This window comes from Bacillus cereus group sp. BceL291 (genome assembly GCF_051776705.1).
In the GTDB taxonomy this organism is placed as follows: domain Bacteria; phylum Bacillota; class Bacilli; order Bacillales; family Bacillaceae_G; genus Bacillus_A; species Bacillus_A cereus.
The window spans coordinates 16,626-36,909 of sequence record NZ_JBPWAP010000041.1 but is presented as its reverse complement, the minus strand read 5'-3'; the positions used below and the strand labels follow the sequence as shown (position 1 = coordinate 36,909).

Below are 20,284 nucleotides of genomic sequence, written 5' to 3'. Positions count from 1 at the left end.
ATGGAACTGCTCCAGTTAAAATACTTTCAGACAGTTGCACGACTAGAACACATGACAAAGGCAGCTGAAGAATTGCATATCGCGCAACCTTCACTCAGCAAAACAATTGCTAGACTCGAAAAGGATTTAGGAGTCCCTTTATTTGATCGCCAAGGCCGACAGATTACTTTAAATTCTTTCGGAAAAGTATTTTTAAAACGAGTAGAACGTATTTTTCATGAATTAAGTGAAGGGCAACGAGAAATTAAAGATTTAGCCGAATTACAACAAAGCTCTATTACACTGGCCGTTTCTATTCCAAGAATATTACCAGAACTACTTGGCTCTTTTTTACTAGAACATCCTAACGTTCGATTCCAACAATTTCTTGCATCCACTCCTTCTATGAAACGACAACTAGATAATATAGAAATTGACTTTTGTATCTCCTCTGTGCCAATTGAAGGTGAGGAGATTGTTTGGGAACCACTTATTACAGAAGAAATTTTCTTAGTCGTCCCTTCAGGCCATCGTTTATCAGGCCGAAAAAATATCCACCTGCATGAAGTAAAAAACGAACCGTTTATTAGTATGAACACTGGCTATGGATTTCGACACTTAACGGATGAATTTTGCAAAGAAGCTGGTTTCACTCCGCATATTGCTTTTGAAGTAGATGAACCGACCGTGATTAGCGACCTCATTAAGCAAGGTCTCGGCATCGCTTTTGTTCCAAGTTTAACTTTATTAAAAAACTCTACTTTAGCATCAAGCAAGTTGCGTATTATTGAACCCAATTGTCAGCGAACCATCGGATTAAGTTGGTCAAAAAAACGCTACTTATCAAAAACAGCTCAGCAATTCCGTGAATTCGTGATTGATTACTTCTCCAACATTAGGACGTAAAATTATATCAACAAATAAAAGTTGCCACCCTCATATGGTGGCAACTTTTATTGTTCACTCTTTTTTAATTCCATTTCAGCTAAAAGTGGTAGTACATTATCAAAAATATGCGTATTATTATTTTCACCTGTTACATATCCACCATAATATCTACTAAATACGTTATCATTTCGGAATGTGGCCATATGATCATACAATTCTTTCGCAAACTTTTTATCACCTGTTTGTAGTACGTACAAAATCGTTAATCCGTATGCGGCTGGCGATTCATAATTCACAGTTTGTTTTCCCGTTTCTAAATTGTAACGACCGTATAGCTTTCCATCCTCCTGGAATTTCTTCTTTATAAATTCCAAATAAGCAGTTGATGAAAGACCACCTAAACTTCGATGATATGCAACGTATGATTGGTCAATAAGATTCACTTCTTTATCGTACGTAAATGTACCATCTTCTTTATACTCTTTCGGGAATGCCCAGCCATGCCTTGGATAGTCCGCTAAAAATTGAACGACTTCCTGATATTGCTGAGCAGAAACTTTGTCGTACTTCTTCATATAGGAGAATGCACGTGGATTTATGTATGATGTTGTTACAAAATTATTTTGTTTCCCTGCATCTGCATCATAATAATCAACATAATAATTATCTTTTTTATTATAACGAAGTACAGCATCACTTAATTGATCGGCAAGGTTTTTATAACGCTCTTCCTTATACATTTCATAAGCACGATATAATTGTTCTATAATACGAAGATCATCTATAAGTGCATTTGTAGCTGACTGCCTCTCTCCCTTTTCAGAGAGTTTCCATAAAACGATATGATTCTTATATACGAAATTATCTTGAATAACCTTTACTTGCTCATCAAATAACGCCTGATCATCTTTATCAAGTGTATATTGTAACCATAATCCCGCTGATTCTGATAAAGCTTCACGTCCCTTGGCTTCACCCGTACCTGCCTTAGTATCTACTAAACGATACGTGGCAAGAGTTCCATTGTCATTCACCATATGTCTTAAAATAAAATTTTCTGTACGGTTTCCTTGTAAAGCTGACCAAAATACAATTCCACCTAAAGCGATTAAGAAGATAACTCCAATCCCTATATATAAACGTTTCCGCAATCTTTTCACCTCCCTAGTAAGGCTAACCTTAATTTTATCAGAACATACATAAATTTAAAAAAGACAATCCACTAGATTGTCTCCCCCATTTCTATCCCTCGTAAACCTCTTTAGAAGGTTTATATAGCGATTGTACAAGCCGATCATATTCACGACGTGTAATCTCTTTATTATATAGCTTCAATAATAAATCTCTATGCTCTTTTGAAAATGCCATCTTTTTAATGACTTCAGGATACATAAAACACCCTCTCCATTTCACATAAACTTCTTCTTTTCTAAAAATAGAACTTATGTTCGCATAAAAGATTATAAAAGATTCCTGTAAAAAAAACAAACAAAACATGAGAAACTATTTATTTCTTTCTATTCAAAATATTACAACATTATATTATCATATTCACTTTTTAAATACATATATATTTTTGGTAGTTTTTTTGAATAAATCTTCCAATTCAATCAGAAAATAATGGCAAAAAAGAAGAGGAGTTTACATATGGATACGGTAACATTAGCAAGAGCATTTTTTGGTTCTTCATTAGCATTCCACATTATTTTTGCAACACTTGGCGTCGGACTTTCATTGATGATTTTTATAAGCGAAATACTCTATCACTGGAAGAAAGACTCCGACTATGCCATTATGGCGAAAAGATGGACAAAGGCGTTTGCTATTCTTCTCGGTGTAGCAATTCCAACTGGAACAATTGTTGGTGTGCAAATCTCACTTCTTTGGCCTGGTTTCGCCAAAATTGTTGGGCAAGTTATTTCTGTTCCCTTCCAAATTGAGATTTTCGCCTTCTTTTTGGAGGCTTTATTCATGTCGATTTACGTATATGCAGCTGATAAACTTCCTCCATTTATGAGATTAATCTCGCTATTTTTCGTCATGCTTGGTGCCACGGCATCCGCCGTGCTTATTACATCAGCAAATACATGGATGAATACACCAGCAGGCTTTTCAATGAATCCAGATGGATCTGTTTTTAACGTTGATCCTTGGAAAGCTTTCTTTAATCCAAGTTTTGGCACAAGTGCATTTCATGTCGTTATTACGGCTTATGCAACCGGTTCGGCTGTCATTGCTTCTATTGCTGGATTTAAATTATTGAAGAAAAATTTAAGTACACGTGAAATTGCTTATCATAAAAAAGGGCTGCTATTAGGGCTTGTCGTTACATTTATTACAGGCGCTACGATGTGGCTTTCAGGACATGAATCAGCGATTGCCTTACATAAACACTCACCTGAAAAACTTGCATCTGCTGAAGCTTTATTTGAAACGACATCACACGCACCGCTATCCATTGGCGGAGTTGTGGATCCTAATACACTTGAACTAAACTATGCACTTGAAATTCCAAACATGCTTAGCTTATTAGTGGGACTAGACCCTAGCACTGTCGTAAAAGGACTAAACGAATTCCCACAAGAAACATGGCCACCATTTTATACACATACACTATTCAACTTAATGGTAGGAACTGCTGCGTTTACCTTTGCTGTTGCAACAATTGCACTCTTATATTGGTATTTCGTGTACCGAAAAAAGGGAACAGAACTACCGAAGTGGCTACTTTGGGGGGCTGCCGCATGCGGACCAATTATGATGCTCGGTATTGAATTCGGATGGATTTTCAGTTGTAGCGGTCGTCAACCATGGACAATTTATGGTATGCAACGTACCGTCGATGCATCTACACGCGCTGATTTCGTCGGTCCTTTATTTGTTTTGTTCATCATTTTGTATATTGGACTCGCTATTTTAACAGTCATTGTTCTACGGACATTCTTTAGAAGACATCCATTAAAGAATGATTTACAACACCAAGGAGGCGATTCTCATGTATGAGGAAAGTATTGCAATCATCATCTTATGGGCCCTTATTTTCGTATACAGTATACTAGGGTCCATTGATTTTGGCGCTGGTTTTTGGGGCATGGTATACGCAAAACATCCGACGCTCGCTGCTAAACTTGCGAATCGGTACTTATCACCAACTTGGGAAGTAACAAATACGTTTCTCGTTTTCGTCGTTGTCGCATTTCTCGGCTTCTTTCCGAAAGCGGCCTTTACTCTTGCGACAGTAATGTTCGTACCAGTTATGTTAATTTTAGTGCTCATTGCAGTACGTAGTACATTTATGGTATTTGCTTACTCCTTGCCAAAATACCAATACCTTCTTCGGGTTATTTCAGGTATTACTGGTCTATTAATTCCAGCACTATTAATTACCGTTTTACCCGTTACAGAGGGAGCCTATATTACAATGTCTGAAGGAAAGGAAGTACTCCTATATGGAAAACTTCTTTCTAGCCCAGTTATCTACTGTTATATGCTCTTCGGACTAACTTCTGAACTATTTCTCTCCTCTCTCTTTCTTGCTGATTTTTCGAGAGAACAAAGTTCAGAAGATACGTATAGAATTTATAGAAGAAATGCTATCATCCTTGGTCCTGCAACGCTCGTTACGGCAATTATTGCCCTCGTTGTAATGGATCCAGAAACACATTGGGTTATGCAAGGATTAATAAAGCAATTCCCGTGGTTTACAGTTTCTATTGTTTTATTCGTTATCGGATACTCGTCCCTTTGGTGGACAAACAAAAAGTACAATACACTAGGATACCCTCGCATTGCCGTTTTAGCTGTCGTCGCTCAATATGCATTTGCAAGCTATGCTTACGGGGTCGCGCATTTACCGTATATTATTTATCCTGACGTAACTGTATTTACAAGCTTTACAACGAAAGAAACGTTCTATGCACTGCTCATTCTATACGCAATTGGGATTGCAATTTTATTACCAGGATTTATTTTCTTCTGGAACTTATTCTTGAAGGATCGTACTTTTTTGAAGGAAAAATAATATAGCATTGGAGTCTGTTCCAAAAGGCATTTTGGGATAGACTCCTTTTGTCGTGTTTTGTCGATAAGTCGATATATTTTAAAAATCGCTGATATATTTTGAGTTGCGCCGATATATTTCAATAATCGCTGATATATTTTAACTTGCGCCGATATATCTCAATAATCGCTGATATATTTTAACTTGCGCCAATACATCTCAATAATCGCCCATATAAATTTCATTTACTATCTTACTGCCCCAATAATTTATAGACTCCTCCCATAATAGTTATTTCACTATTCGTGACACCTGTCCTTTAGCATGAAAAACACATATTCGGTTCATCTCGTTATACGTCTAGTTCTTCTTATTTTTTGCTGAATATACTACCAATATAAACTTGAGACAAGCTACATCTGTTCAAGGGAAAATAGAAAGGTAGGCAAAATATGAGCATTGAAATATGGATTACTATTATTGTATTTTTCTTAACGATGATCGTTATCTTTTGGCGACCCCGCGGCTTAAATGAGGCTTGGCCAGCAGCAATCGGAGCTGGTATCATCATAATTACTGGACTTGTATCAAAACCAGACATCATGGATATTATAAGTAAAATTGGCGGTGCCTCCATAACAATATTAGCAACTATTGTTATGGCAGTTATATTAGAAAGCTTCGGCTTCTTCCATTGGTCCGCAGCGAAACTAGCAAATTTAGCAAAGGGTTCTGGGCGCCGTTTATACTGGTATATTCAATTATTATGTTTTCTTATGACTCTTTTATTTAATAACGACGGTAGTATTTTAATTACAACTCCAATTTTAATTCTTCTTCTAAAAAACCTTCAATTAAAACCACATCAACAAATTCCTTATTTATTAAGTGGTGCTTTAATCGCTACGGCATCTAGTGCACCAATTGGTGTAAGTAATATCGTAAATTTAATCGCATTAAACATCGTCCATATGACTCTTTATATGCATACCGCTATGATGTTTGTACCTGCAACATTAGGCTTATTATTTATGTCATGGCTCATGTATACAGTTTTGAAGAAAAAACTTCCGAAAAAATTACCTGTTTCTTCATATGATATTGAAGAAATTTTCTTCACGAAAAACTTCCATCCATTAAAAGGAAATAATTCTGTTGATACGAAACAAAAACGGACAAGATTCATGTTAAAAGTATTAGGTTTCGTCTTCCTTATGCGCTGTCTTCTATTCGTTGCATCCTTCTTATCCATCCCAATTGAAATCGTTGCGGTACTTGGTTCACTCGTTCTGCTCATTTGGAGATGGTACTACTTACGAACAAATCCTGTCGACATTTTGAAAAAGACACCGTGGCACATTTTAATTTTCGCCTTCTCTATGTACGTCATTATTTACGGACTACACAACGCAGGATTAACAGCTGCACTTGTACAATGGCTCGAGCCAGTTGTGAATCAGCATCTACTCTATGCTAGCTTTGCAATGGGCGGACTTGTATCCATCCTCTCTAACGTCTTCAATAACCATCCTGCCCTTATGATTGGTACAATCACATTAACAGAAATGGGACTAGATCCAGTCACATTAAAAACTATCTATCTTGCAAACATCATTGGTAGTGACATCGGTTCACTATTACTACCAATTGGTACGCTAGCTTCACTCATTTGGATGTATATTCTGAAACAAAACAAAATTAAAGTAAAATGGAAAGACTATTTAAGTGTATCCCTTATCGTTATCCCGCTCACAACAGTCGTCACACTATTCCTCTTATTCTACTGGGTACATCTCTTCTTCGCCTTATAAACAACAGAAGCCCCATTTGCTACCGTCTTAGCAAATGGGGCTTCTTCTATAATAAAGTTAGGTACTACAGTGTGATCAATTAAGTAAAGAGGTGTAACATGTTATTGATATAAATGACTACCAGCTTCTTTAAATTCTTCTGCTTTCTCTTTCATTCCTTTTTCAATTGCTTCTGTCGTTTCTAAATCATTTTCTTTTGCATATTCACGAATATCATGTGAAATTCTCATACTACAAAACTTCGGTCCACACATTGAACAGAAGTGAGCTGTCTTTGCCCCTTCTGCAGGCAACGTTTCATCATGATATTCCATCGCACGTTCAGGATCTAAAGATAAATTAAATTGATCGCGCCAACGGAATTCGAAGCGTGCTTTTGAAAGTGCATCATCACGCTGATGAGCCGTTTTATGTCCTTTCGCAAGATCAGCCGCATGCGCTGCAATTTTGTACGTAATAACACCCGTGCGTACATCATCTTTGTTTGGCAAACCTAAATGTTCTTTAGGCGTTACATAACAAAGCATCGCTGTTCCAAACCAGCCAATCATCGCAGCTCCAATTGCAGATGTAATATGGTCATAACCTGGTGCAATATCTGTCGTTAGTGGCCCAAGTGTGTAAAACGGCGCGCCCTGACAAATATCAAGCTCTTTCTCCATATTCTCTTTAATTAAGTGCATCGGTACGTGTCCAGGTCCTTCAATCATAACTTGCACATCATGTTTCCAAGCAATTTTTGTTAATTCACCAAGTGTTTCAAGCTCAGAAAACTGTGCTTCGTCATTTGCATCTGCAATAGACCCTGGACGTAATCCATCTCCAAGAGAGAACGAAACATCATACTGCTTCATAATTTCACAAATCTCTTCAAAGTGAGTATATAGGAAGTTTTCTTTATGATGGAATAAACACCACTGTGCCATAATCGAACCACCGCGCGAAACGATACCTGTCGTACGCTTTGCCGTGATTGGAATATAACGAAGCAATACACCAGCGTGAATCGTAAAGTAATCAACGCCTTGCTCCGCCTGCTCAATTAACGTATCACGATATACTTCCCACGTTAAATCTTCTGCAATTCCGTTTACTTTTTCCAGCGCTTGATAGATCGGTACAGTTCCAACTGGTACAGGCGCGTTACGAATAATCCACTCACGCGTCGTATGAATATTTTTACCTGTAGATAAATCCATAATCGTATCTGCACCCCAGCGCGTTGCCCATGTCATCTTCTCTACTTCTTCTGCAATCGAAGAAGATACAGCTGAGTTTCCGATATTGGCGTTTACCTTCACATGGAAATTACGCCCGATGATCATCGGTTCAGCTTCTGGATGATTAATATTCGCTGGTAAAATAGCGCGGCCTTCTGCGATTTCCTTACGAACAAACTCCGGCTCTACCCCTTCACGAATCGCAACGTATTCCATCTCAGACGTAATAATGCCATTACGTGCATAGTGCATTTGCGTAACATTTGCACCTTGCTTTGCTCTAAGTGGCTGGCGATCCATTTGCGGGAAAACAGGTGTATGCTTCGAAGCTACTTTCACACCGTCATCCTCTGGTTTCACTTCACGCCCTTCGTATGCTTCTACATCACCACGCCCCATAATCCAAGAGTGGCGCGGCGTTGGAATTCCTTTTTCCAACTCGACCTTATACGCAGGATCTGTATAAGGACCGCTCGTATCATACACACGGATTGGTGGATTTGGAACGCCATTCGTTTCGCTTTGTTCAATCTCACGCATCGGCACTTTCATACCTTCTCGTGGTCCATCCACATATACTTTCTTACTCCCTGGTAAACTCGACTTCAATTCAATTTGCTCAGCTGAAACAGATTGTTTCATAAATTTTGTTGCCCCCCTGTTCGTGACAAGGACAAGATATGGCCAGCGCATGCCAAAATAAAAAGAGCCAGGTCCATAAAAAAATAAGGACCTGGCTCATAAAGACATCATTATGTAAAGCCGTTAACTTCCCTACGCTGGTACGAGCCAGATCAGGTCCAAAGGGTTAAGAAGTTCACGCGCTTCTCTCTCAGCCTACGCATACGTTAGGCACCCCTAGTTTATCACTGATTTAATTTTCAATACTTTCCCATCATACACGATAATCTGAAAAATGAAAAGTTTATTTCTTTTGCTCTTTACGGAATCATCCGCGTTAAATAATACGCTTGCACATACGTCATAATACCAACAATAATTACGAAGAATAAGCTATGCTTCACTGTAAAACGGAACAAATCCGATTCTTTTCCAGCAAGACCAACCGCCGCACAAGCGATCGCAATCGACTGCGGGGAAATCATTTTCCCTGTTACACCGCCTGTTGTATTTGCTGCAACAAGAAGCACTTCAGATACGCCGACTTGCTGCGCTGTAATGGCTTGTAAATTTGAGAACAGTGCATTCGCAGACGTATCAGACCCTGTTAGGAATACGCCAATCCAGCCTAAGAATGGTGAGAAGAACGGGAATAGTCCGCCAGTTCCGGCTAATGCTAACGCTAGCGTAGAAGATAGACCAGAATAGTTTGCGATAAATGCAAACCCTAGTACGAATCCGATAGATAGAATTGGCATCTTTAATTCGCTTAACGTTTCTTTAAATGTCACTACTGCATCTTTTACATTCATTTTCAAAATAAACATGGAAATGATACAAGCAATTAAAATCGCTGTTCCAGTTGCCGATAATACATCAAACTTCAAAATTGCCTCGTAAGGCGTTGGTTTATTTACAATTGGCTCTGCTTTCATTACTAAATTATGCAGACCTGGAATTTCAAACTTAAATACAAGACTTTCTAAAGCCCCTCCTGGAGCGAATAATGCCTTAAAGAAACTTTGGCTCCAAATGACTACCATAACCGTTAATACGATAAATGGAGACCATGCTTTCACTACTTTTCCAAACGTTAATTTCGGCATCGATGCCGCTGTCGTTGTTACTGCTACTTCACTATTTGCTTGCCCGGATTGATAAATTTCTTTCGGCTGCCAAACTTTTAAGAACAGCGCTAAACTAATTAAACTTACAAGTGCCGATGTAATATCCGGAAGTTCCGGTCCTAAAAATGTCGCTGTAATGAACTGCGTAATCGCAAATGAACTGCCCGCTACAAGTAACGCAGGCCACGTTTGTCTTATACCTTTAAATCCATCCATTAAAAATACGATAAAGAATGGAACAAATAATGATAGGAACGGTAATTGATGCCCAGCCATTTGTCCAATTTTATGTGGATCAATACCTGTTACTTGTCCAGCAACTGTAATCGGAATTCCCATCGCTCCGAACGCCACTGGTGCAGTATTTGCAATCAAACAAAGACCTGCTGCGTATAAAGGATTTAACCCAAGACCCGCAAGAAGCGCTGCTGTAATCGCTACTGGTGCCCCAAATCCTGCTGCTCCTTCTAAAAATGCTCCAAATGAAAATCCAATTAAAATAACGAGTAGACGATGATCGTTCGTAATCGATAATACCGATGCACGAATCACATCAAATTGACCTGTTTTTACAGAAATTTTATATAAAAATACGGACATAATGATAATCCAAGCAATTGGCCATAACCCGTACAAAAAACCGTACCCGGTTGCTGCCATTGCCATCGTGAACGGCATTTTATAAGCGAATAACGCTACTAAAACTGTAAGTACAACTGTAATAAATCCTGCCACATACCCCTTCATGCGGAAAACTGCTAAAGCTAAGAAAAAAAAGATAATCGGAATAAGTGCGACCGCTGCCGAAATCCAAATATTTCCGAATGGATCATAAACTTGTGTCCATGTGTTCATTGTTCTCTCCGATACGATAAACTTAACTAAATCTATACAATTCAATCAAATTTACACGAGTTAGTGCTTCATCGTGTTCTCGCAACCCCAAAGGGACGAGGGGTATAACACTCCACACGAGGCAGTATCGTTACCTCCTATTATCAAGCATTTATTTTACCCATCTTGATAAATTTATCGCAGCATTCAAATCTCTATCGTGATGGCTATTGCATGAAACACAACACCACTCACGTATTTTTATACTCCATTGTCCTTCTGGTTGAACTGAATGGTCGTATTTTACTCCGCAACATGAACAAATCTTGCTTGAGGCGAACCATTTATCAGCTTTTTCATACGCAATGCCGTACTTCTCGCACTTGTATGACAAACATTGAAAGAAGAAGTTTAATTTTTGAAAGGAAAGTGCCTTCGATAGTTTTTTGTTTTTTAACAGGTTTGAAATAGATAAGTCTTCCACAACAATCCTCATTGGTTTGGTTTTCACCAATTTAGCTGTTGCTTGATGGATATGGTTATTTCGGATATTCATAATTTTCCTAGATAACCGCAGGTGCTCAGCTTTCGCTTTTTCATATCCGGCAGACTGAATTTTCACACCTTTTTTAAATCTCCTAGACATATCTCTTTGCGCTGACTTTTTCCTTTTCAAAAGTTTTTTAACCTTAGCATCTTTGTTTATATTTCGTTCTTTCATACCATTAGAAGCTACAAAAAGTTCTTTTAAACCAACATCCACACCAATCGACTCATTCGTTAGTTCTTGTGATTCAAAGTCTTCTTGGAACCCTACACTAATCCACCAGTGACGACCATCAAAGGTAACTCGTGGATTGGATGGTTTTTTATTTCTTGGTAGTTGTTGGCTTGTTTTCACTTCTCCAATAGACTGAATATGAACGACTTTCTTTCCTATAACCAGTCTTTCATAATTGGCATAAAATCCTTGGATTAAATCTTTTTTGGATTTATAAGAAGTGTGATAACCATTTTTGTACTTTTTGAACGAATGTTTTCTCGCCGTATCAAAATCTTTTGAAGCCTGTTTGGGAACTTGTGCATTAATGTCTTTTAACCACTCATATCTCTTTCGCTTCTTGATCTTTGTAAATCGTTTCTGTAAAGCTAACTGTGAAACAGATTTTCCAAATAGCTTATAGTATCTATCACTCATTCTTTTACAATAGTTATAAGCAAATCTTGCAGCACCAGCATGGTTTCTAAGCACTTGTTCTTGCTCAGGCGTTGGAATCAGTCTGACTTTCTTCGCCAATATCATCAGAATGTAACTCCTTTAATGAAAGATTTGTTCTTCTGAATCGTAGCGTGTTCCACCAGCATTCTCCTGAGACTACCAGGATACAAACCTGTTAATTCCGATACTTGACTAACTCGTGAAAATTTCATTATTATTCTTAGCTCATTAAATCCAATGTAGCACATACGTTCTATGGATTCAATGAGGTTTGATAGATTTAATTAAATTTATCTCGTTCAACTAAGGGCGCAATTCCTTAGCCAGTTCTCTTATGAACTTCTCATATTTTCACATGAGCGCAGACTATATGTTTATCTCTTTAGAGATAGAGGATTTTTCCACCACCATAGGCTTGTGATGTACTCTCGTCAGTTATACGAGATAGTCGTTGAACGTTCATCTTATCCATTTTGACTTAGATGATTCGAGGCGGAAGACCCATTGTTCTAGTGTTTAGGATTTAACCTTGCACGATCTGATTGATTTTTTCTGCTTTCGCGACATTCACGCTCACCATTTCTGGTCACGTTGTAGTTCAATCAGCTTTAGGGATTGCCCGCAGTTAACCCTCACTACTAGCCAATCACTTGACTAGCAGGGCTTACTGATATATTTAATTAACTTTGGTTATAATTGGTTAAATAAATCGTAACAGTTAGTTACCCCCCTAAAGAATCCCCTTTTAAATAGAATAACCTCACCAATAGACTATCAGGTCATCATACCTTTAAGCCTAAAAATAAAAAACGTTTAAGAAAACGTTTTCAACAACTTTCATTTATACTGTACCATAACAATTTCTATTAAAAAAGATTTTTTTGAAAATTTTATTATTTAACAGAAAATCTTACAAAATCGTCACGTTCTTGTAATGTTCATCGATAGGAAGTTTGCCAAAATTATTGCATAATAATAGTATAACAACAGAAATTATTTATGAGGTGATATATATGAACGGAAATAAAATATTAGCTGCGTTATCATACTTTAGTGTACTATTTGCCCCTATCTTATTCCCAATTATCGTTTGGATTGTGGGGGACGCTGAAACAAAGCCACATGCAAAACGTGCTCTATGGACACACATCATTCCAAGTATCGCTACATTTATCGGCCTAGCCATTTTAGGAATTATGGGTCTTGGATCTGACCAACCAGATGTAACACTTGGAATTGGATCAATGATTGTCTTAGCTATTTGCGGAATCATCAGCTTATACTACTTCATCTGGAACATTGTAAAAGGAATTAAAGTACTGAAAGCTTAATTTTAAACAAACGTTTGTTTAAAAAAGGACCCTTGCAAATTGCAAGGGTCCTTTTCCCGATTCGTTCACTTTATCTTCTGCGTTTCTTCTTTTTTCTCATCATTTTCTTTCGGCGCGTATTCACTTTATCCGCTATAATGTGGAGCGTACTTGCCACAACAATTCCCATTAAGAATGTTACAATTTCAACCTCATGTTTCTTCGCAATTTCTATTAAATTACCATCCAGTGCGATTACATTTAATAGAAATAAAAATGGAGAAAAGACGATTAACATGTACGCAATACGAATTACATCACCAAGTATAATCGTATGTGTAAAGAAAGATCGATGCGGCATTACTTTCTTATAAGGATACCAAAATATACGTAAGAAACCCCATTTGTTATAAGCATTACTGTACGTATCTAAATCTGGTGTTAAAAATGAAGTACCTACTAAAAAACCAATCGCAAAAGTTAATAAAAAATCAAAATTTGTTAATCCATACGAAAAGAGCAAAAACAAAACAACCGGAAGGGATATTAAGTTTATTTTCGTATGCGTTCTTCCTGATGGCATAATGCACTTCCTCGCTTACGTTCGTCCTGTCACCTTATGACAGGTTTCACCTATTGACCTAATTTCTGATCGATAAATGTTGTGTCTATATCCGAACCAAACCATTCTGCCAACTTCACTCGTGCCTTATCTTTCACATCTTCATTGACGTATAACGACACCTGTATTAGTGCGGCCGTTAACGCCCCCAAATCATCCGTATAGCCAATTCCAGCAATGAAATCTGGAATCGCATCAATCGGTGCAATAAAATAAGCAAGTGCTCCAATTACAATAATTTTCACTCGTTTTGGAACATCGGGTCTTTGCAAAACGTAAAACAGTAATAAACTTGCATAAATGACAGATTGCCCTGCTCGCTTTGCAACATGTTTTACTTTCTTCCAAAACGCTTCAACTGAAAATTTTTGTTTCATGTAAAAAGCCTCCCTATTTTTAAAAAGAAATAAGCTACAATATGTTATCAGTAAAAGTTCATGGAAATTACACAAAACCTATCAATGAACTTTTATTGTAACAAACAAACCAAAAAAGAACAAGTGTTCGTTAATTTTCACACTATTTCCTTCATATAATAGATTTCTAGATAACCCTTACCCATATTCATTTCTTATTTCTCAACAAAGAAAATTTTCACTTCCACTTAACATTCTGCTCTACCTTTGTTATATTTTCTAGTTGACGGACATATAAACGAATGTTAAAGTTTTCTCTGGTAGTGACAAATCTTATACAAAAAATGTAAAATGTTATAGTGTTTCTCAGAAATGAATTTTGTTGTATAATACAGAAATGACGTTATGCTTATGAGCAACAAAAGAAACCAAAAGGGTATGCATAGTTATAGTCGTATATGGGTGAATATAGAACCTTTAATTATGGCCAAGAAAACTATGTATTTTTTATTTTAGCATTTTTCGCTCCAAAATCGACCAAGCCTGATAGAGAAAGGGTGGAAATGAATGAAAGAAACCTTGAAATCACAATTTCAAAATGTGCGTTTCACTGTATTCGTAGCTTTAGCCTTATGGCTGAAAACTTACCTTATTACACGCACAAGCTTTGATTTAAAACTTGAATCTTTCATGCAAGAATTCATTTTATTCCTTAGCCCATTAGCAGCATCATTACTGCTTGTTGGTCTTGCATTATTTGCAAAAGGGAAAAAACGTAACTATATAGCACTTGGAATTAATTTTGTCTTAACAATCGTTCTTGTTGGTAACGTAATGTTCTACGGATTCTACAATGACTTCGTTACATTACCGGTGCTAGGACAAACATCTAACTTCGGAAGTTTAGGTTCTAGTGTGAAAGAATTATTTAACTACAAAATTATTCTTGCATTTGCAGACATTATCGTTTTCTTCGTTCTATTAAAGAAAATGAAGAACTTTGCACCTACAGAGCGTGTAGCACGCCCGATGCGTTCTCTATACTTCGTATCAACAGTTGCTATTTTCTTCGCAAACTTAGGACTTGCAGAAGCTGAACGCCCAGAACTATTAACACGTTCATTCGACCGCGTTATGCTTGTTAAAAACTTAGGATTATATGTACATCAAGTATACGATCTTGGCTTACAAGCAAAATCAAGTTCACAAAAAGCGTTCGCTGACGGTAGTAAATTACAAGAAACAGAAAACTACGTAAAAACAACACAAAGTAAACCAGATCCAAATATGTTCGGTACTGCAAAAGGGAAAAACGTAATTGTTGTCTCTCTTGAGTCATTACAAACATTCTTAATTGGTGCAACAGTTAATGGACAAGAAGTTACACCATTCTTAAACCAATTTACGAAAGAAAGTTATTACTTTGATAACTTCTTCCATCAAACTGGTCAAGGTAAAACATCTGATGCTGAATTCCTAGTAGATACTTCGTTATATCCACTAGACCGCGGTGCTGTATTCTTCACACACGGTAACAATGAATATACAGCAACTCCAGAAATTTTACGTCAGCAAGGGTATCACACGTCGGTATTCCACGCAAACAACGCAACATTCTGGAACCGTAACATTATGTATCCAGCACTTGGTTATGATCGTTACTACAACGAGCTTGACTACAAGATTACGCCAGAAACAAAATTAAACTGGGGATTAAAAGATATCGAGTACTTCGATCAATCTATTGATATGTTAAAACAAGTGAAGCAACCATTCTATACTCGCTTCCTTACTTTAACGAATCATTACCCATTCACTTACGATGACAGTACAAAATTAATCGATGAATACAATTCTGGTGATGGAGTATTTGACCGTTACATGGTAACTGCTCGTTACTTAGACGAAGCAATGAAACACTTTATTGAGCGTCTAAAAGCAGAAGGTATTTACGACAACTCAGTAATCGTATTCTACGGTGACCACTACGGTATTTCTGAAAACCATAACCGTGCAATGGCACAGTTCTTAGGAAAAGAAGAAATCACTGCATTTGACCATATGAACTTACAAAAAACACCGATGTTTATTCACGTTCCAGGTCAAAAAGAAGGTAAAACAATTTCGAAACCAACTGGTGAAATTGACATTAAACCAACTATTCTAAACTTACTTGGTGTAGATTCTACAAATGACGTTCGATTCGGTCATGATGTATTCTCACCTGATAATAAAGGATTTGTTGTTCTTCGTGACGGTAGCTTCGTTACAGATAAATACATGTACACAAACAGTACATTCTATGACCGTGCTACTGGCGAAGTTGTACAATTACCGAAAGAAGAATCCCAGCCACTAATTGATCGTGCCCAAAATGAATTGAACATGTCTGATAAAATCATTGAAGGTGACTTACTTCGCTTCTCTGAAAGTAATAAGATCAAAACTGGTGAAGTAAAAACAGTTATTAAAGAAGAAAAGAAGAGCGCTGAGTAATCTCAGCCTCTTTTTTATTTTCTTCCATACAACTACTTATATTCATTAACTTTAAAATTACATAACCTTTACCAAATATTCACATAGTGTTAATGAAGAATCTCTATAATAAAATATATAAACGAGGTTCTACATATTTCTTATCTCTCATCTTTCGTAAGATCCCTTAAAGAAATTTGTAAATCTTTTGTTTCTACTTTCTTATAATTGTCTTTCAACTTGTTTTGTTTCCATACACAAAGCATTCAACGAGACAATGTCCCTATGAAAGATAGCTACCCTCCTTGTGCAGCATTCCATAAGAATGTTGCTTTTTTTTATTTAAAAGCAGGATTCTCATTTCTTATTTTCGAATTTGTATATACAAAATGCTGTAAAGTGAAACTTTAATCAGCCCTCATCAATCGGGCATTTACGGGCAGTGATTCGCCCACTTCACTTCTTTGCTCTACCCGAATTTGTAAGTAGGGGCTTTACTGCCGTTAATGCGGGGTAGATCATCCTTATTTCTCTATGATTTACAAATACATATATGGTCATATGTAGAGAATTGCTCACATAAAAATTACTATAGTGATTTTTATCTCGCATGAATGAAAGTTTCACGTTACTTACGTACTTACGAAAGGATGGGACGGAAATTGGCATACGAAAAATTTGTACTTTGGAATGATGAAGTTATTGATACAACAAAACAACAAACGTACATAGAACTTGAAGAGAGAGGTTCGCAGTTCGGAGATGGTGTCTATGAGGTTATTCGCCTATATAAAGGGAACTTTCATTTATTAGATCCGCACATAACGAGATTATATCGATCCATGGAAGAAGTAGAATTATCGCTCCCTTTCTCAAAAGCTGAGCTCATCACTTTACTTTACAAATTAATTGAACGAAACCATTTCCACGAAGATGGCACCATTTATTTGCAAGTATCTCGTGGTGTACAAGCTCGCACACATGTATTTTCATATGACAACCCTCCGACAATTTATGCCTATATTACAAAAAAAGAACGACCAGCTTTATGGATTGAATATGGTATACGCGCTATATCAGAACCCGATACTCGATGGCTACGCTGTGACATTAAATCATTAAATTTATTACCAAACGTACTAGCTGCTACGAAAGCTGAACGGAAAGGCTGTAAAGAGGCACTTCTCGTAAGGAACGGTATTGTAACGGAAGGAAGCCATTCCAACTTCTTTTTAATTAAAAACGGAACGCTTTACACACATCCAGCCAATCACCTTATTTTAAATGGCATTATTCGTCAATATGTCCTTTCTTTAGCGAATACTCTTCACATTCCTGTGCAGGAAGAACTTTTCAGCGTTCGTGACGTTTATCAAGCAGATGAATGCTTTTTTACAGGCACAACGATTGAAATTTTGCCAATGACCCACCTTGATGGGACCGCGATTCAAGATGGGCAAGTTGGGCCTATCACCAAAAAACTGCAAAAATCTTTTAATCAAATCTTATTACAATCCAATATGGCATCTTCTTAAACACGAATAATTTCTGTCCTTTCATATTCAATATATGCATTTAAATGGAAATCAAGGTGTAATTTTATGCCTTGATTTTTTTCTTGTAATCTTTTTGTCATATTCAGATTCCTATATAAGTCTTGACAGTAATCGACATGCTCTTTAGAATTTTTAACAGTTGGTAAATATTTCTTCACTACATTACAGACAGAAAGGAATCGACAAATTATGAAAAAGTATCTTGCCGGTCTTGCGGCAGTGTCTGTAGCAGGAGGAGCAGCACCTACACTTGATAGTGTTCAAGCTGCACCTGAACAAAATACACAAAAAGCTGCTACAACTGTCCAAGCTTCTGCATCAAACAGCTCATCTTATAAGGTAAACGCGAGCGTATTACATGTTCGTGCGGGATCAAGCACTTCTCACGACATCATCTCACGCGTTTATAACGGTCAATCACTAAACGTGATTGGCGAAGAAAACGGTTGGTTCAAAATTAACATTAATGGACAAACAGGCTTTGTTAGTGGCGAATTTGTATCAAAAAGTGGCGCAGCAAACAACAATGTAAGCACAGGTGGAAACAATAAAGTTACTGCTGATGTATTACGTGTACGTACAGCTCCTAACACATCTAGTTCTGTTTCTGGACGTGTATATGAAGGACAAACATTAAACGTAATTGGACAAGAAAATGGTTGGGTGAAAATTAACCATAATGGACAAGTAGGTTACGTAAGTAGCGAATTCGTATCTGGCGTTTCTTCTAATGCAGGTTCTTCAAACAACAATACGAATAATAACAACCAAGAAGTAAAACCAGCAAGCGGAAACTATACAGTAAATGTATCTTCCCTTCGCGTTCGTACAGGTCCTAGCACTTCTCACACAACTGTAGGTTCTGTGACAAAAGGACAAGTAGTACAAGTTGTTGGAGAAGTTCAAGATTGGTTCAAAATCAATTACGCAGGACAAACTGCTTATGTAAGCAAAGACTATGTAACAAAAGGCGGTTCTAACGAAAACGTTACAGAAGGCAACAAACAAGAGCAAAACAATAATAATGGAACTATTCAAACTGGTGGTTCTTACGTGGTTAACGCTACATCTCTACGTGTTCGTACAGGCCCTGCCGCTTACCATAGTGTAATTGGTGGCGTTTTAAATGGTACAACATTAAACGTAGTTGGCTCTGAAAACGGTTGGTTTAAAGTAAATTACCAAGGAAAAACAGGCTTTGTTAGTAGCGAATTTGTAAAATTCGTTAAAGGTGGCACTACTACTCCTGAGCAACCAAAACAACCTGAAAAACCTAACCAAGGTGCAATTGGCGACTACTATATTAATGCTTCTGCACTAAATGTACGTAGCGGCGAAGGTACAAATTATAGAATCATAGGCGCACTTCCACAAGGACAGAAGGTTCAAGTAATCTCTGAAAACTCTGGATGGAGCAAAATTAACTACAACGGTCAAACTGGTTATATCGGAACACGTTACCTGTCTAAAACACCAGTTGGAGGCGCAGTAGATAATAAGCCTAACAATAACCAAAATAACAATCAAAACAATAGCAACAATAATAATACAGGCAACAATAGCGGCGACAGTTCTTCCGTACTTGCATATGCAAAATCAATGCAAGGTGTACCGTACGTTTGGGGCGGAACTTCTGCTAACGGCGTAGACTGCAGTGGCTACATCTACCACGTATTTAAGAAATTTGGTCATAACATTAGCCGCCAAAGTGTTGCAGGATATTGGAGTAGCCTACCACAAACTTCAAGTCCACAACCTGGTGACTTAATTTATTTCCAAAACACTTATAAATCTGGTCCTTCTCACATGGGTATTTACCTTGGGGGCGGATCATTTATCCAAGCTGGAGATAAAGGTGTAGCAATCGCTTCATTAAGTAACTCTTATTGGAAGAGCCACTTCTTAGGATACACGAAAGCACCTTAATTAATAGTTTCAAAGCCTTCTAGTTTACTAGAAGGCTTTTTTGTACGATTTCAACACATTACTCCCTTTCCCCTAGCTTCCCTCTATAAAAATAATGTATCCATTCTTCCATTTCATACACTTTATTCTACAAAAACAATGCATAACGTTATCATAATGTATATATTTTCATAAAAAACATAACCTATTTCATGTCTATTTATTTTATATGTGTTTTTTTGAAGAATTTTCTTTTTATTTAAACTTTTCATTAGACGTTTGACCTCCGATGTCCATTATGATAAGTTACTAAAGATGTTATATTCGCAAACGTATAGACAACTGGTTTATACACTGTTTT

General features: G+C 37.2%; 15 protein-coding genes and 1 riboswitch. Of the genes, 8 read left to right on the top strand and 7 right to left on the bottom strand.

The features are described 5' to 3' along the window. Complete coding sequence (locus tag ACS2CR_RS22505) at nt 1–885, top strand: LysR family transcriptional regulator (protein WP_000421940.1); 885 nt, start codon at nt 1–3, stop codon at nt 883–885. A 47-nt stretch (nt 886–932) separates the two neighbouring features. Here the strand turns inward: ACS2CR_RS22505 and ACS2CR_RS22500 are convergent, their stop codons facing one another. Further along, entirely contained in the window at nt 933–2,018 is a 1,086-nt protein-coding gene (locus ACS2CR_RS22500; protein ID WP_048568618.1) for a hypothetical protein, read from the bottom strand. Between the two features lie 91 nt (nt 2,019–2,109). Then, nucleotides 2,110–2,259 (bottom strand): hypothetical protein, encoded by a 150-nt coding sequence (locus ACS2CR_RS22495; RefSeq protein ID WP_000283181.1) that lies wholly within the window; start codon nt 2,257–2,259, stop codon nt 2,110–2,112. Nucleotides 2,260–2,514: 255 nt separating this feature from the next. Between ACS2CR_RS22495 and cydA the strand changes: the two genes are divergently transcribed. The 3 genes from cydA to ACS2CR_RS22480 all read left to right on the top strand — a co-directional run bounded on the left by cydA (nt 2,515) and on the right by ACS2CR_RS22480 (nt 6,678). Then, nucleotides 2,515–3,870 (top strand): cytochrome ubiquinol oxidase subunit I, encoded by a 1,356-nt coding sequence (gene cydA / locus ACS2CR_RS22490; RefSeq protein ID WP_053513792.1) that lies wholly within the window; start codon nt 2,515–2,517, stop codon nt 3,868–3,870. Next, the gene (locus ACS2CR_RS22485) at nt 3,863–4,888 is read left to right on the top strand and encodes a cytochrome d ubiquinol oxidase subunit II (protein ID WP_000272788.1); all 1,026 of its coding nucleotides are present in this window, start codon (nt 3,863–3,865) and stop codon (nt 4,886–4,888) included. Before cydA ends, ACS2CR_RS22485 begins: the two co-directional genes overlap by 8 nt. Before the next feature lie 431 nt (nt 4,889–5,319). Further along, a complete protein-coding gene (locus ACS2CR_RS22480) occupies nt 5,320–6,678 on the top strand; it encodes an arsenic transporter (RefSeq protein ID WP_000021120.1) in 1,359 nt (452 codons plus the stop codon). A 101-nt stretch (nt 6,679–6,779) separates the two neighbouring features. Here ACS2CR_RS22480 and thiC read toward each other — a convergent pair whose 3' ends face one another. The 3 genes from thiC to ACS2CR_RS22465 form a co-directional block, all read right to left on the bottom strand. Next, nucleotides 6,780–8,540, bottom strand: a complete 1,761-nt coding sequence (thiC, locus tag ACS2CR_RS22475; protein WP_000814479.1) for a phosphomethylpyrimidine synthase ThiC — start codon at nt 8,538–8,540, stop codon at nt 6,780–6,782. Nucleotides 8,541–8,652: 112 nt separating this feature from the next. Next, nucleotides 8,653–8,768, bottom strand: a riboswitch (TPP riboswitch). Between the two features lie 71 nt (nt 8,769–8,839). Then, on the bottom strand, nt 8,840–10,501 hold the full coding sequence (lldP, locus tag ACS2CR_RS22470) for an L-lactate permease (protein WP_153602647.1): 1,662 nt from the start codon (nt 10,499–10,501) through the stop codon (nt 8,840–8,842). A 151-nt stretch (nt 10,502–10,652) separates the two neighbouring features. Next, a complete protein-coding gene (locus tag ACS2CR_RS22465) occupies nt 10,653–11,783 on the bottom strand; it encodes an RNA-guided endonuclease InsQ/TnpB family protein (RefSeq protein ID WP_000599348.1) in 1,131 nt (376 codons plus the stop codon). A gap of 929 nt (nt 11,784–12,712) precedes the next feature. Between ACS2CR_RS22465 and ACS2CR_RS22460 the strand changes: the two genes are divergently transcribed. Continuing rightward, nucleotides 12,713–13,030 (top strand): DUF4870 domain-containing protein, encoded by a 318-nt coding sequence (locus tag ACS2CR_RS22460; protein WP_016110981.1) that lies wholly within the window; start codon nt 12,713–12,715, stop codon nt 13,028–13,030. Nucleotides 13,031–13,100: 70 nt separating this feature from the next. Here ACS2CR_RS22460 and ACS2CR_RS22455 read toward each other — a convergent pair whose 3' ends face one another. Then, nucleotides 13,101–13,592, bottom strand: a complete 492-nt coding sequence (locus ACS2CR_RS22455; protein ID WP_001139059.1) for a metal-binding protein — start codon at nt 13,590–13,592, stop codon at nt 13,101–13,103. A 50-nt stretch (nt 13,593–13,642) separates the two neighbouring features. Then, entirely contained in the window at nt 13,643–14,008 is a 366-nt protein-coding gene (locus ACS2CR_RS22450) for a YkvA family protein (RefSeq protein WP_053513790.1), read from the bottom strand. Between the two features lie 546 nt (nt 14,009–14,554). On the opposite strand from ACS2CR_RS22450, the gene ACS2CR_RS22445 reads away from it, so the two are divergent. The 3 genes from ACS2CR_RS22445 (at nt 14,555) to ACS2CR_RS22435 (ending at nt 19,944) form a co-directional block, all read left to right on the top strand. Next, nucleotides 14,555–16,483: an LTA synthase family protein gene (locus tag ACS2CR_RS22445; RefSeq protein ID WP_000665358.1), complete on the top strand. Its 1,929-nt coding sequence runs from the start codon at nt 14,555–14,557 to the stop codon at nt 16,481–16,483. A gap of 629 nt (nt 16,484–17,112) precedes the next feature. After that, nucleotides 17,113–17,997: a D-amino-acid transaminase gene (locus tag ACS2CR_RS22440; RefSeq protein WP_074595267.1), complete on the top strand. Its 885-nt coding sequence runs from the start codon at nt 17,113–17,115 to the stop codon at nt 17,995–17,997. Between the two features lie 210 nt (nt 17,998–18,207). Then, a complete protein-coding gene (locus tag ACS2CR_RS22435; protein WP_053513788.1) occupies nt 18,208–19,944 on the top strand; it encodes a C40 family peptidase in 1,737 nt (578 codons plus the stop codon). Nucleotides 19,945–20,284: the final 340 nt, after the last annotated feature.

Coding starts and splice junctions, on each gene's coding strand:
- ACS2CR_RS22435 (WP_053513788.1), top strand. CDS start 18,208: ATGAAAAAGTATCTTGCCGGTCTTGCGGCAGTGTCTGTAGCAGGAGGA.
- ACS2CR_RS22485 (WP_000272788.1), top strand. CDS start 3,863: ATGTATGAGGAAAGTATTGCAATCATCATCTTATGGGCCCTTATTTTC.
- ACS2CR_RS22455 (WP_001139059.1), bottom strand. CDS start 13,592: ATGCCATCAGGAAGAACGCATACGAAAATAAACTTAATATCCCTTCCG.
- ACS2CR_RS22460 (WP_016110981.1), top strand. CDS start 12,713: ATGAACGGAAATAAAATATTAGCTGCGTTATCATACTTTAGTGTACTA.
- lldP (WP_153602647.1), bottom strand. CDS start 10,501: ATGAACACATGGACACAAGTTTATGATCCATTCGGAAATATTTGGATT.
- ACS2CR_RS22440 (WP_074595267.1), top strand. CDS start 17,113: ATGGGACGGAAATTGGCATACGAAAAATTTGTACTTTGGAATGATGAA.
- cydA (WP_053513792.1), top strand. CDS start 2,515: ATGGATACGGTAACATTAGCAAGAGCATTTTTTGGTTCTTCATTAGCA.
- ACS2CR_RS22495 (WP_000283181.1), bottom strand. CDS start 2,259: ATGTATCCTGAAGTCATTAAAAAGATGGCATTTTCAAAAGAGCATAGA.
- ACS2CR_RS22505 (WP_000421940.1), top strand. CDS start 1: ATGGAACTGCTCCAGTTAAAATACTTTCAGACAGTTGCACGACTAGAA.
- ACS2CR_RS22445 (WP_000665358.1), top strand. CDS start 14,555: ATGAAAGAAACCTTGAAATCACAATTTCAAAATGTGCGTTTCACTGTA.
- thiC (WP_000814479.1), bottom strand. CDS start 8,540: ATGAAACAATCTGTTTCAGCTGAGCAAATTGAATTGAAGTCGAGTTTA.
- ACS2CR_RS22450 (WP_053513790.1), bottom strand. CDS start 14,008: ATGAAACAAAAATTTTCAGTTGAAGCGTTTTGGAAGAAAGTAAAACAT.
- ACS2CR_RS22480 (WP_000021120.1), top strand. CDS start 5,320: ATGAGCATTGAAATATGGATTACTATTATTGTATTTTTCTTAACGATG.
- ACS2CR_RS22465 (WP_000599348.1), bottom strand. CDS start 11,783: ATGATATTGGCGAAGAAAGTCAGACTGATTCCAACGCCTGAGCAAGAA.